The following is a 12,967-nucleotide window of genomic DNA, read 5'->3' on the forward strand; positions in this document are numbered from 1 at the left end:
ATACACCCTGTCAGCCCCGGAAAGTCAAGGCGGGTTGCCCCTTCAAAACGGCCTTTGCACATTGCCCGAGTAGAAATATACGCCCAGCCCCACCGCAAAAATGATATTGCCCGCAATCGCGTGCAGCAACACCGCATAGAAGAATGACCCTCGCTGCCGGTAGGCCCATGTGAACAGCAGGCCGCCGGCGAATGTCATCAGCGCGACGATCCAGCTCCAGTACATCAGGTGCGCGAACGAGAATATGGCCGCGTTCAGCAGATAGGCCGCACGCCCATCCGGAAGGATCGCGTGATAGCGGCGAAAAAACAGAGGACGGAACAGCAGCTCTTGCGGCAGCGCTGACAAAAGTGGGTAGCCGACCCAGATGAAGGCCAGCATTTCGGGGCGCTGCACAAGCAGGAAGAACGCGGCATCCGGGCGCGTGATCTGAATCAGACCAACACAAAAGGCAGCCACGATGGCAGAGAACAAAGCCACCTCGCGCAGGGTCCAGTTGGCCCAGTCATAACGAAGTTCGGCCCATTGAAACCCGGGCGTCCGGTGCAATAGCACGATACCAAGCCCGGTCAGCGCAAAAAGCGCCGGAAACATCCAGTTCGGAGGGAAAAGAACAGCGATCAGCAGCGGCAAGCCAATATAGAACAGGCCAAATTCCAGCCGCAGCTGTCGCAATGCAACCGGCGGTCCGATCATCATGCTGTTTTTTGTCACCCGTCTATCAGCTCCACCTCGATCAGTCCGCGCAGTGAATTTCCGATCCGCACAGTTTGCGCATTTTTCAGGTCGGTCAAGGTCAGCACAGCTTCGGTGACCGCTTTGTTGTCCAGCAGTTCTTCGCGCAGTATCCCCGGCAAGAGCCCACAGGACAGAGCGGGCGTCAGAACCCGGCCATCAGGCATTTCCAGAAACAGGTTCGTAATTGTGCCTTCACAAAGCTCATCCAGTTCATTCAGAAACAACAGTTCGTCCACCCCCTCGGGCAGCGCTGCGCGCGCGGCATCATAGAGCGCACGGCGCGTGGTCTTGTGACGCAACCACAGGTCATTCGAAGCCAGACGCTGATCCGACAGAGCGACGCGCCAGATTCTGGGATTGTCCACCAGTTCGCCGGTCGACAGATCGAACGATCCCGACACATCCAGCGTAAGGCGGCAACGCAGCGGGGTGTCACAAGCAGCGCCATTCAGTCGGGCGGTCGCTTCATCGGGGTTGAAAGGAATCTCGAACACCCGCGCAGTACGGGCCATTCGTGCAAGATGGCGGTCCAGCCTGACAAAGCCCTGATCCGGGCGGAAGGCCAGTGTTTCAATCAGGCTGAAATCAGGTTCAGCTGGCGCGCGAAGCGGGCTTTCCATAACGCCTCCTCATACTCTGACGGGGCGGTGCTGTCCCAAACGACACCGCCACCTACGTTCAGAGTGGCCTGATCATCCTCAAGCATCAAGGTGCGGATGGCCACGTTGAACTCGGACCGACCATCAGGCGCGGCCCAGCCAATCGTCCCGCAATAGATGTCGCGCGCCCATGGCTCCAGTTCCGCAAGAATTTCCATCGCGCGAATCTTGGGGGCTCCGGTGATCGACCCGCAGGGAAACAGGGCGGTCAGTATTTCACCCAACCCCACGCATTTGTGCAGCTGCGCCCGCACCAGCGAGACCATCTGATGTACGGTGGCATAGGTTTCCACCCGGAACAGGTCAGGCACATGAACGGATCCGGGCAGCGCGACGCGGCTGATATCGTTGCGCAGCAAATCAACAATCATCAGGTTCTCGGCCCGATTCTTTTCGTCCGCGCTCAGAAAAGCTCGGCGGCGCGCATCCTCATCCGGGTCTTCACTGCGCGGTTGCGTGCCCTTCATCGGCCGGGTTTCGATCCGCCCACCCTCATCGGTGCGGAAAAACAACTCCGGCGAGCGGCTGAGCAGATCGGGCAGCCCATCCTGCTGCACCAGTGCTCCGTGGCCCACTGGCTGCCCCACCGCCAGCGCGGCATAGAGCGTTTCGCTGTTGCCCGAGACGGACAGATCAATCGGAAATGTCAGATTGGCCTGATAGATGTCGCCGGCACCGATGGCGTCATGCACGGCCCTGAAGGCCTTGCCGTAGCGCGCTTCATCCCAGCGCGGCCGGAATGCGCCCACTTCACCCGCAGGCGACGGAAGGGCGACACGATCCGGTGCATCATAGACCCCAAAGCACAACAAAGGCAGGCGTCGTTCTTCCGGCAATAGACCATTGAGCCGGGGTTCAAGCGCATAGCCCAGCTCGTAACTGGCATACCCTGCCAGCCAGGCACCGCCTGCGCGCGCCTCGTCCAGCGCCGCCAGAGCCTGGGGCACGTCCTCCGCCACATCCGCGCGGATCACCTGAGACGGACGCTGAAACCGGGTTCCTCGCCCGGCCGGTCCCTGATCGAAACGAATACGCACTTGCATCCTCATTTGCCGTGAGGGGCCATATAGAGAATACTCTGCCAAGTGAAAGAGGGGAAAGCGGCAATTTCGTCCCTGTTTCCGATACCTCTTGCACCTTTTTGCGCGGTCCCTATAACGCAGGACAATTTGGGCGCTGGGGCGGTGCCCTGACTCGCGGACAATCGAAGGAACAAGGCCATGCCGAGAAGAACCGACATCCAGTCGATCATGATCATTGGGGCGGGCCCCATTGTTATCGGTCAGGCCTGTGAATTCGACTATTCCGGTGCTCAGGCCTGCAAGGCCCTGCGCGAGGAAGGATACCGGGTCATTTTGGTGAACTCGAACCCGGCGACGATCATGACCGACCCCGGTCTGGCCGACGCCACCTATATCGAGCCGATTACACCCGAAGTGGTCGCCAAGATCATCGAGAAAGAACGCCCTGACGCCCTGTTGCCCACCATGGGCGGACAGACCGGCCTGAACACCTCGCTGGCACTGGAAGAAATGGGCGTGCTGGACAAGTTCGGCGTCGAGATGATCGGCGCCAAGCGCGATGCCATCGAAATGGCCGAAGACCGCGCCCTGTTCCGCGAGGCGATGGACCGGCTGGGCATCGAAAACCCCAAGGCCGAGATTGTGACCGCCCCCAAGGACGAGAGCGGCAAGAAAGACCTGGACGCTGGCGTGGCGCTGGCGCTTGAAACCCTTGAAACCGTGGGGCTTCCTGCCATCATCCGCCCGGCCTTTACACTGGGCGGCACCGGTGGCGGCGTGGCGTATAACCGTGAGGATTACATCCATATTTGCCGCTCGGGTATGGATGCCTCGCCCGTGGGTCAAATCCTGATCGACGAAAGCCTTCTGGGCTGGAAAGAATACGAAATGGAGGTGGTGCGCGACACTGCCGACAACGCCATCATCGTGTGTTCCATCGAAAACGTCGATCCGATGGGCGTGCATACGGGTGACTCGATCACCGTGGCCCCTGCCCTGACGCTCACTGACAAAGAATACCAGATCATGCGCAATCACTCGATTGCCGTGCTGCGCGAAATCGGTGTCGAAACCGGCGGCTCAAACGTGCAATGGGCGATCAACCCGGTCGATGGTCGCATGGTCGTGATCGAGATGAACCCGCGCGTGTCGCGCTCGTCGGCGCTGGCATCCAAGGCGACCGGTTTCCCGATTGCCAAGATCGCCGCAAAACTGGCCGTGGGCTATACGCTGGACGAGCTGGACAACGACATCACCAAAGTCACCCCCGCCTCGTTCGAGCCGACAATCGACTATGTCGTGACAAAAATTCCGAAATTCGCGTTTGAGAAATTCCCCGGTTCCGAACCCTATCTGACCACCGCGATGAAGTCGGTGGGCGAGGCGATGTCGATTGGCCGTACGATCCACGAATCGATGCAGAAGGCACTGGCCTCGATGGAATCGGGCCTGACCGGCTTTGATGAGGTCGAAATCCCCGGCCTGAACGTAGGCCTCTGGGACGAGGCCGACGACAAGGCCGCCGTGATCAAGGCGATCAGCCAGCAGACACCCGACCGCCTGCGCACCATTGCACAAGCGATGCGCCATGGCCTGAGCGATGACGAGATTTTCGGCGTCACCAAGTTCGACCCCTGGTTCCTGGCTCGCATCCGCGAGATCGTCGAGGCCGAGCGTCAGCTCCGCAAGGACGGTCTGCCCGTCACCGAGGATGGTATCCGCAAGCTGAAAATGCTGGGATTCACCGATGCGCGTCTGGGCAAGCTGACGGGCCGTGACGAAGACAACGTCCGCCGCGCGCGCCGCAATCTGGGCGTTTCAGCGGTGTTCAAACGCATCGACACCTGCGCCGCCGAGTTCGAGGCGCAGACACCTTACATGTACTCAACCTACGAAGCGCCCATGATGGGCGAGGTCGAATGCGAGGCGCGCCCGAGCGACCGCAAAAAGGTCGTCATTCTTGGCGGCGGCCCAAACCGCATTGGTCAGGGCATCGAGTTCGACTATTGCTGCTGCCACGCCTGCTTCGCGCTGACCGAAGCGGGGTATGAAACCATCATGATCAACTGCAACCCCGAGACGGTTTCGACCGATTATGACACTTCGGATCGCTTGTATTTCGAGCCGCTGACCTTTGAACACGTCATGGAAATCCTGACGAAGGAACAGGAAAACGGCACGCTGCACGGCGTCATTGTTCAGTTCGGTGGACAGACACCGCTGAAACTGGCCAACGCGCTCGAGGCCGAGGGCATCCCGATCCTGGGCACCACGCCTGACGCGATTGACCTGGCCGAAGACCGCGAGCGTTTTCAGGCGCTGGTCAATGAACTGGGGTTGAAACAGCCCAAGAACGGCATCGCCTCGACCGACGCGCAGGCGCTGGAAATCGCCGAGGAAATCGGTTTTCCGCTGGTGATCCGCCCGTCCTACGTTCTGGGCGGCCGCGCGATGGAGATCGTTCGCGACATGGACCAGCTGCGACGCTACATCAACGAGGCCGTGGTGGTCTCCGGCGACAGCCCCGTTCTGCTGGACAGCTATCTGGCTGGCGCGGTCGAGCTGGACGTGGACGCGCTGTGCGACGGCACCGATGTGCATGTGGCAGGCATCATGCAGCATATCGAAGAGGCCGGCGTGCACTCGGGCGACTCGGCCTGTTCGCTGCCGCCCTATTCGCTGTCGAAAGAGATCATCGCGCAGATCAAGGATCAGGCGTTCAAGCTGGCCAAGGCGCTGAACGTTGTCGGCCTGATGAATGTTCAGTTCGCGATCAAGGATGATGAGATCTACCTGATCGAGGTCAACCCGCGCGCCTCGCGCACCGTGCCGTTCGTGGCAAAGGCCACCGACAGCGCGATTGCGTCCATCGCCGCGCGCGTCATGGCAGGCGAAAAGCTGGCGAGCTTCCCGCAGCGTCCGCCCTACAAGACCGTGGACGACACAAAGATCGCGGATCAGATGACGCTGGCCGACCCGGACATGCCATGGTTCTCGGTGAAAGAGGCGGTCCTGCCCTTCGCCCGTTTCCCGGGCGTCGATACCATCCTTGGCCCGGAAATGCGCTCGACCGGCGAGGTCATGGGCTGGGACCGCGATTTCCCGCGCGCCTTCCTCAAGGCGCAGATGGGCGCGGGCATGGTGCTGCCGACTTCGGGCCGGGCCTTTATTTCGATCAAGGATGCCGACAAGGGCGCGGCGATGCTCGAGGCCGCACAGGTTCTGGTCGAACAAGGCTTCACGCTGGTCGCCACCCGCGGCACGCAAAGCTGGCTGGCGGAACAGGGTGTGCCATGCGACGTGGTCAACAAGGTCTATGAGGGCCGCCCGGACGTGGTCGACATGCTGAAAGACGGTCAGGTTCAACTGCTGATGAACACCACCGAAGGCGCGCAGGCGGTCGAGGACAGCAAGGCCATCCGGTCCATCGCGCTTTATGACAAGATCCCGTATTACACCACTGCCGCTGCAAGCCATGCTGCCGCTCTGGCGATCAAGGCGCAGGCCGAAGGGGATGTCGAGGTGAAGTCGCTACAGGGATAAGCGCCGTGGCTATCAGCGTTAAGAAGCTCTGGATATCCTCCAGAGCTTCCTCATCATTCTGCCAAAGGGATGTCTTTCCAAACGGCGGTTGATCTGCTTTGACCTTCAAAAACTTCCAATGCCAGAAATCCTTTGTGCCCACCGCTCGGCAGGTCGAAAGCAATATCTACACGCTGGGGGATACCCGCGGACAAATTGCCCCCGACAACCCAGTTTTTTTGTGAACCAACTTTGAATTCTTTCGCCTGGACCCATTCCGCCGTCGGCAATGCCAGGCGAATTTTGTCTCCTCTGGCCTGAAAGTGATATGACGCGGCATCTTCTGGTTCCAAAAGCATGGTGCAGGAAACCCGCACGCCCTTTCCTGCACATCCCACGAGGTTCGCTTTGGTCGACCCGAAATACTGCGGTTCAAAATCTGTCGAAAAGTCGCCAGTGACTTCGATAGGAGCACGCGGATTCAGTGCCGCCGAGCTACCAGCAGCCCCGGCTTCCCCCTTTGGACCCACCGGGCCTTGCGGACCTGCCAGTCCCTGTGGTCCGCGCAGCTCATCCAAGTGGTTCTGTACTAAAAAAGCTGCCACAGCCTCTACAGAAGCGGCTTGTCCTTGCCCGACAGGCTGTTCCTCAAGATCGCTAAGGCGTTTTTCCAGCAACGTAAGATCAACCGGTGCTCGTTCGCCGATGGCACTCAACGCGTCGCGCAACGAAGATATCTCCTGATCCTTTAAAGTGAGTTCTTCGTCTATTTGTTCAAGATCTGCCTCGAGACGAGAAATTTTTGCAGCAAACTGGCTAAATCCCAAATCCTGCTCACGCGCGTTGGCTCGTTCCCCATCAATGTATGTGTATAACAAGGTCCCTATACCGACCAACCCCCCAGCGACGCCCGCCACGCCAATTTTGTTATCCATTGAATTCCTCGTGCAAATTCCTAACACACTGAAGCAAATGAAGAAGAGCCTGGCAAGCCTTGCGTTTCTCGATGAGCGGCGACCATCGTCAAGCAACGAGTTCCATGAAGGCCGCCCCTCAGGCGACCATTCTACGACCCTCCCGACGCCTTCTGATCTGAGTCACTTTAAATGGTTCGGTACGATTAAACTGGCACACAAGGATCGGTGTGTTTTAGCTGGGATTCTATTGCAATCTTGAAAAGGGATCACACCGTTGCAAGTTGGCGTTTTTCATCGCCCGCGAAGAAAAGCAGGTAGAACACCGGCGCGGCGACCATTGTTAGGACGGTCGCAAAAGCCAGCCCGCCCATGATCGTCACCGCCATCGAGACGAAGAACGCATCGGTCAGCAGCGGCGCCATGCCCAGAATAGTGGTGATCGCAGCCAGCATCACAGGACGCAAACGCGAGACCGAGGCTTCGACGATGGATGCGCGCAAGGGTTTGCCCGTGGCGCGAACCAGGTCGATCTCTTCCACCAGAACGATGCCGTTCTTGATCAGCATGCCCGACAGGCTGAGCAGGCCCAGAAGGGCCGTGAAGGTAAAGGGCAGCCCTGTGCCCAACAGGCCGATGACCACGCCGTTGACCGACATCGGAACCAGCAGCCAGATGATGATCGGCTGTCGGATCGCGTTGAACAGCAGAACCGAGATCAGCACCATGATCAGCAGGCTCAACGGCAACTGTTTGCCCAGGCTTTCCTGCGCGTCACGCGAGTTTTCGAACTCACCGCCCCACTCCATCTTGTATCCGGGGGGTAATTCGATTGCCTCGATGGCGTCCCGAACTTCGGCGTGTACCTGAGCCGCCGTCAGGTCGGTCGGGATGTCCGCGCCGACGGTGATGGTCAGAACACGATCGCGGCGATGAACCAGCGTATTGAGGGATTTGTACTCGAATCCATCGACCATCTGTTCGATTGGTACAAATTTCCCGGATTGGTCCGAATACACCACCTGATCGACGATGGAATAATCTCCGTCCGCCGGACGACGCAAGATGATGGGGATCAGGCGGTCACGTTCCCGCAGCACACCGCCCGTGATGCCATCGGTCGAAAATTGCAGCGTGGCCGCAATGTCTTCGCGCGTAACACCCGCGGTCTGGGCCCGTTCTGTGGCATAGATCGGCTGCACCGCCAGTTCCTGTTCGCGCCAGTCATGATGAACGAGCAGCGCGTTGGGCGACGCCGCCGCCATGCGCCGTACGGCCTCGTCCGCAAGTTGACGCAGGACCACCGGATCGCTGCCCGAGAACCGGGCCTGGATCGGATCACCGCCACCGGGGCCAAAGACCAGGCGCTTGGTTCCGAACTCGCCTTCTGGGAACTGGACCGACCCGAACGCTTCCAGATCCGCCTGCAAGGCCGGGATGTTATCCAGACTTTCCGTGCGGATGATCATGTGACCATAGCTCGGGTTCGGTTTTTCCGCCGAATAGGTCAGCATGAACCGGGTTGCCCCCTGACCGACGAATGTCGTGACCGAAACCACGTCATCGCGTTGGGTCAGCCAATCTTCGAATACCGCCATGTCCTGAGCCGTGCGGGCAATCGGCGTGCCCTGAGGCAGCTTGTAATGCACAAAGAACAAAGGCGTGTTCGAGTTGGGGAAGAATTGTTGTTTCATCAACCCGAACCCGGCATAGCACGCAACGGTTACGCCGATGAGACCCGCAACAACCAGCCACCGGAAGCGGAGCGCAAACCGCAGGATCGCGCCATATGTGCGGAACAGGATGCCCCCGTAGGCGTCGATCTCACCCTCCTTGCCCTGCTTGAAGAAATAGTGCCCCAGCAAAGGCGTGACCGTGATGGCAAGTATCCAGCTGAGCAGCAGCGAAATGCCGATCACCGCAAACAGGGAAAACAGAAACTCGCCCGTCGCATCCGGGCTGAGCCCGATCCCGGCAAAGGCCATGATGCCGATCACGGTGGCCCCAAGCAGCGGGATCTGGGTTTTGGACGCCACATCCTCAGCCGCATCGCGCGAGGATTGGCCACGCAACATCGCGATCTGCATCCCTTCGGCCACCACGATGGCATTGTCCACAAGCATACCCATGGCAATGATCAGCGCACCCAGGGAAATCCGTTCCATCTCGATCGAGAACAGTGACATGAACAGAAGCGTGCCGACTACGGTCAGCAACAGGGTCGAACCGACAACAATGGCCGCGCGCCAGCCCATGAAGATGCCCAGAACGGCGACCACGATGGCCACCGACATGGCAAGGTTCACGAGAAAGTCGTTCGAGGCCTGTTCGACCACCACATGTTGCTGATAGATCGGCAGAATATCGACACCGAAGGGGATATTCGCATCCAGCTCGGCGAATTTGGCGTCAGCCCGCTTGCCGACCTCGACGATGTTTTCCGTCGCCAGACCGGCGATACCGAGGGTAAAGGCTTCGGTCCCGTTATAGCGGATCATGATGTCCGGATCGTTCTGACGGGCGCGATAGACATCGGACATGTCGAACAGGTTGATCACCTGCCCTTGCGAACCGACAGACAGGCCCGCAATGGCCGAGACACTGTCCGAACCCTCGGCCGTCAGAATGGTGGTGCGGGCATCTTCAGACCGCAAAGACCCCGAGGAATTCACCGAATCCGCGTTGGCTATGGCTTCGTTGATCGCTTGCAGCGGGACGTTCTGGTTCACCGAGATCGCCAGATCGGGCTCTACAAAAATCGCCTCGTCCGGCAGGCCCTGAACCTCGACATCGGCGACGCCGTCCACGGTCAGCAGTTCGCGACGCAGAAACGTTGCCAGTTCATGCTTTTCGGCGTCCGAAAACCCTTCGGCAGTCACCGCATAGAACAGGCCGAACACATCTCCGAACCCGTCATTCACATAGGGTTGGCTGACACCCGACGGAAGCCCGCGGGCGGCATCGCGCACCTTGGCCCGCAGGCGGGTCCAGATATCGGGCAGTTCGGTGCCGTCGTAGGTCGACTTGATCTCTACTTCGATCAGCGATTGTCCGGGTTGGTTGACAGAGGTTATGACATCCACCTCGCCCATCTGCTGGATCGCGGATTCAAGGGGTTCGGACACTTCAAGCGCCACCTGTTCCGCCGTGGCACCGGGATATTGGGTGGCGATGACCGCGTTCTTGATGGTGAACGCCGGGTCTTCCAAACGACCAAGCGACGTGAATCCCCAGATGCCACCAAAGAGTGCAATGAGGATGATCAGCCATGTGTAAAGCGGTCGATCAATCGAGGCGCGCGCGATGTTCATCTGTCTGCCCCTCAGTTCGCGAAGCCGGTGAACCGGCGCACGGACTGACCGTCTGTCAGCACAGCACCGCCAGCCACAACAACTTCGTCACCGTCGGACAAGCCTTTCAACACCCGAACATCGCCCGACTGCGTGGGTTCGATTGTCACCGGAACGCGGCGGACCGTGCCTTCATCCGCGCCAGCGGGAGAGAACACCATGACGCCCAGCTCACCTGTTGCATCCGCGATGATGGTTGTCGCCGGCACGACGATGCCTGTGCGCTCATCCCGGACCTTTACGTTGACGGTGACGGACGAGCCGGGAAGAATTTGCAGCCCCTCGGGCGGGGTCAGGCCGAACTGAATGCGGAAGGTCTGCCCGACACTTGAGGTTTCAGCGTCGAATTCACGGATTTCCAGCGGGAAGACTTCATCACTTACGGGGAATTTGGCGGTGATGGTGATATCGTCGTTCTGGCCCGAGCGTTGAAACAGAATCTCGGGCACGTCCACCTCGATGCGCAGTTCGGACATGTCGTGGATGCGGACGATCGGCGTGCCCGCCGATACGGTGGTGAAAGCCTCGACCGCGCGGCTGGAGACCAGCGCGTCAAATGGTGCGGTCAGAGTCGCGTGTTCCAGTTCGTATTCGGCATCGCGCAGTGCGATCGCGGCCAGTTGCGCTTCGGTCTCCGCGTCATCGACCGCCACCTGGCTGGCCGTGGTGCCCCGCAAACGCGACAGGCGTGCGACGGTTCGGTCGGCCTGTTCCTTTTGCAGCTGCGCCCGCTCAAGCCGCAGTTCGAACGGCTCCTGATCCAGTCGCGCAATCAGGCCGCCTTTGGGGATGACAAACCCTTCGTTGACCGGCATTTCGACGATCTGACCGGCAACCTGAAAGGCAAGATCGACCGTCTGCCGCGCGGCAACACGACCGAAGAACTGGCGGGTGAAGCCGGGCGTTGTTTCGTGCACCTGCATCAGCTTGACCGGTTTCGGAGTATCTTGAGCGGTAATCGGAGTTGCCAGAACGGCCAGTGCAAGGCCCAGAGAGGTCAGGAGTTTCATTTCTTCAGTCCCTCGGGAATTCCCGTTTTCAAAACGTTGTCACGGATTTTGCGCGCCAGTCGCGCGAATTCGGCTGTTTCTTCGTCGTTCAGGCCCGAGGCCCTGTGAAAAAGGTCTCCGGCCTCGGCCACCAGCATGTTGCGGGCTTCTTCGCCACGCTCGGTCAGCACCAGCAACCAGGCGCGGCGGTCTTCGGGGTCACGCTCGCGCATGAGATAGCCGGCTTTTTCCAGCGAATCCGCGGTGGCGGTGATTGTGGACGGTACACTCAGCATATCTGCAGCCAAAACCCCCATGCGTTTCGGCTGATCCAGCTTGATCAGCATATGGCATTCGGGGTGGCTCAGGTCTGTTTCGATACAGTCGAAGGTCTCTTCCAGTTTCCAGTACAGGGCATAGACGCCCATGATCGCCTGAATCTCGGGGCTGAGGCGGCCAAGCCTGGTGCTGATATCGTCGGGCATCGGGGATCTCCGCGCGTTTGGAGCGGTCATATACTTCAGTTTCTGAACTTTTCAAGATATGAAGCTACAGCTTTATGCACATTCCCTTAGGTCAACATACCTTGATCAAATCACACCGTGACTGCATTTTGGGCAAATCCGAAACACTCAGGGCTAGCCATGTATACCCCCGCCATCACCGGTACCGGTGTCTTCACGCCGGAAAACGTCATCACCAATGCCGAGCTTGTCGAAGCATTCAACGCTTATGCCGACAAACAGAACGCGAAGAATGCCAAAGCCATCGCCGCCGGGCAGATGGAGGCGATGCAGCATTCCTCGGAAGAGTTCATCGTCAAGGCGTCGGGGATCGAAAACCGCTACGTGATGGACAAGGCCGGGGTGCTGAACCCGGACGTGATGCACCCGACGCTGCGCCAGCGCAGCGATGACGAGCCCGGGATCATGACCGAGATGGCAGTGGATGCCTGCAGGAAGGCGCTGGCGCAGGCGGGGCGCACAGCGGCGGATGTCGATCTGGTAATCTGCGCGGCCTCGAACCACGAGCGCGCCTATCCGGCGATTGCGATCGAAATTCAGCAGGAACTGGGGATCAACGGGTTCGGCTTTGACATGAACGTCGCCTGTTCTTCGGCCACGTTCGGCATTCAGGCCGCGGCGGATATGGTGAGGTCTGGATCGGTGCGAGCGGCGCTGGTGGTCAACCCCGAGATCTGCTCGGGCCATCTGGAATGGCGCGACCGGGATTGTCATTTCATCTTTGGCGATGTGGCGACGGCAACGCTGATCGAGCGGATCGAAGACGCCAAAGGCCCGCATTTCGAAATCCTGTCGACCCGCTGTGCTACTGCGTTTTCCAACAATATCCGCAACAACAACGGCTTTCTGCGCCGCTCGCGCCCTGACGGGCTGACCGATCGGCGCGACATGCAGTTCATGCAGAACGGTCGGAAAGTATTCAAGGAAGTACTGCCGATGGTCAGCAAGCATATCAGCGACCACATGGATGCCGAAGGGGTCAGAAACTCTGATCTGAAACGCCTGTGGCTGCATCAGGCCAACAAGACGATGAACGACTTCATCGGCAAGAAAGTCCTGGGCCGCGAACCCGAGCCGGGCGAGCAACCCAACATCCTTCAGGATTATGCCAACACGTCTTCTGCGGGGTCGATCATCGCGTTTTCTAAGTATTCCGACGACTTGCAGGAAGGTGATCTGGGCCTGATCTGTTCCTTCGGCGCCGGGTATTCCGTCGGTTCGGTGATCGTGAAGCGCCACGCCTGACGGT

9 protein-coding genes are annotated in these 12,967 nt (G+C 59.5%); 2 read left to right on the plus strand and 7 right to left on the minus strand.

The annotated features are described in order from the left end of the window. Window positions 1–42: 42 nt before the first annotated feature. The 3 genes from GS611_RS07835 to GS611_RS07845 are packed head-to-tail and all read right to left on the minus strand — an operon-like array spanning window position 43 to window position 2,440. Window positions 43–714 carry a CPBP family intramembrane glutamic endopeptidase gene (locus GS611_RS07835; RefSeq protein ID WP_348539720.1) on the minus strand — a complete coding sequence of 224 codons (672 nt, stop codon included), beginning with the start codon at window positions 712–714 and terminating at the stop codon, window positions 43–45. Continuing rightward, on the minus strand, window positions 711–1,358 hold the full coding sequence (locus tag GS611_RS07840) for an aminotransferase class IV family protein (RefSeq protein WP_171634381.1): 648 nt from the start codon (window positions 1,356–1,358) through the stop codon (window positions 711–713). The genes GS611_RS07835 and GS611_RS07840 overlap by 4 nt, the downstream gene beginning before the upstream one ends. Next, entirely contained in the window at window positions 1,313–2,440 is a 1,128-nt protein-coding gene (locus GS611_RS07845; protein WP_171634384.1) for an aminodeoxychorismate synthase component I, read from the minus strand. The genes GS611_RS07840 and GS611_RS07845 overlap by 46 nt, the downstream gene beginning before the upstream one ends. A 177-nt stretch (window positions 2,441–2,617) precedes the next feature. On the opposite strand from GS611_RS07845, the gene carB reads away from it, so the two are divergent. Then, the gene (gene carB, locus GS611_RS07850) at window positions 2,618–5,962 is read left to right on the plus strand and encodes a carbamoyl-phosphate synthase large subunit (RefSeq protein WP_171634390.1); all 3,345 of its coding nucleotides are present in this window, start codon (window positions 2,618–2,620) and stop codon (window positions 5,960–5,962) included. Between the two features lie 53 nt (window positions 5,963–6,015). Here the strand turns inward: carB and GS611_RS07855 are convergent, their stop codons facing one another. The 4 genes from GS611_RS07855 to GS611_RS07870 form a co-directional block, all read right to left on the minus strand. Beyond that, the gene (locus GS611_RS07855; RefSeq protein ID WP_171634393.1) at window positions 6,016–6,876 is read right to left on the minus strand and encodes a hypothetical protein; all 861 of its coding nucleotides are present in this window, start codon (window positions 6,874–6,876) and stop codon (window positions 6,016–6,018) included. A 248-nt stretch (window positions 6,877–7,124) separates the two neighbouring features. Beyond that, a complete protein-coding gene (locus GS611_RS07860) occupies window positions 7,125–10,166 on the minus strand; it encodes an efflux RND transporter permease subunit (RefSeq protein ID WP_171634396.1) in 3,042 nt (1,013 codons plus the stop codon). A gap of 11 nt (window positions 10,167–10,177) precedes the next feature. Beyond that, window positions 10,178–11,215: an efflux RND transporter periplasmic adaptor subunit gene (locus GS611_RS07865; RefSeq protein ID WP_171634398.1), complete on the minus strand. Its 1,038-nt coding sequence runs from the start codon at window positions 11,213–11,215 to the stop codon at window positions 10,178–10,180. Then, complete coding sequence (locus tag GS611_RS07870; protein ID WP_171634400.1) at window positions 11,212–11,679, minus strand: MarR family winged helix-turn-helix transcriptional regulator; 468 nt, start codon at window positions 11,677–11,679, stop codon at window positions 11,212–11,214. Before GS611_RS07870 ends, GS611_RS07865 begins: the two co-directional genes overlap by 4 nt. Before the next feature lie 159 nt (window positions 11,680–11,838). Here GS611_RS07870 and GS611_RS07875 point away from each other — a divergent pair, with 159 nt between their 5' ends. Then, window positions 11,839–12,963: a beta-ketoacyl-ACP synthase III gene (locus GS611_RS07875; RefSeq protein WP_171634403.1), complete on the plus strand. Its 1,125-nt coding sequence runs from the start codon at window positions 11,839–11,841 to the stop codon at window positions 12,961–12,963. The last annotated feature ends 4 nt before the right edge of the window (window positions 12,964–12,967 follow it).

Source organism: Ruegeria sp. HKCCD6119, from assembly GCF_013110585.1.
Lineage (GTDB): Bacteria > Pseudomonadota > Alphaproteobacteria > Rhodobacterales > Rhodobacteraceae > Ruegeria.

What these genes read in the sequence shown, in the direction of transcription:
- GS611_RS07845 (WP_171634384.1), bottom strand. Translation starts at nt 2,440, where the DNA reads ATGCAAGTGCGTATTCGTTTCGATCAGGGACCGGCCGGGCGAGGAACC.
- GS611_RS07855 (WP_171634393.1), bottom strand. Translation starts at nt 6,876, where the DNA reads ATGGATAACAAAATTGGCGTGGCGGGCGTCGCTGGGGGGTTGGTCGGT.
- GS611_RS07875 (WP_171634403.1), top strand. Translation starts at nt 11,839, where the DNA reads ATGTATACCCCCGCCATCACCGGTACCGGTGTCTTCACGCCGGAAAAC.
- GS611_RS07870 (WP_171634400.1), bottom strand. Translation starts at nt 11,679, where the DNA reads ATGCCCGACGATATCAGCACCAGGCTTGGCCGCCTCAGCCCCGAGATT.
- carB (WP_171634390.1), top strand. Translation starts at nt 2,618, where the DNA reads ATGCCGAGAAGAACCGACATCCAGTCGATCATGATCATTGGGGCGGGC.
- GS611_RS07860 (WP_171634396.1), bottom strand. Translation starts at nt 10,166, where the DNA reads ATGAACATCGCGCGCGCCTCGATTGATCGACCGCTTTACACATGGCTG.
- GS611_RS07840 (WP_171634381.1), bottom strand. Translation starts at nt 1,358, where the DNA reads ATGGAAAGCCCGCTTCGCGCGCCAGCTGAACCTGATTTCAGCCTGATT.
- GS611_RS07865 (WP_171634398.1), bottom strand. Translation starts at nt 11,215, where the DNA reads ATGAAACTCCTGACCTCTCTGGGCCTTGCACTGGCCGTTCTGGCAACT.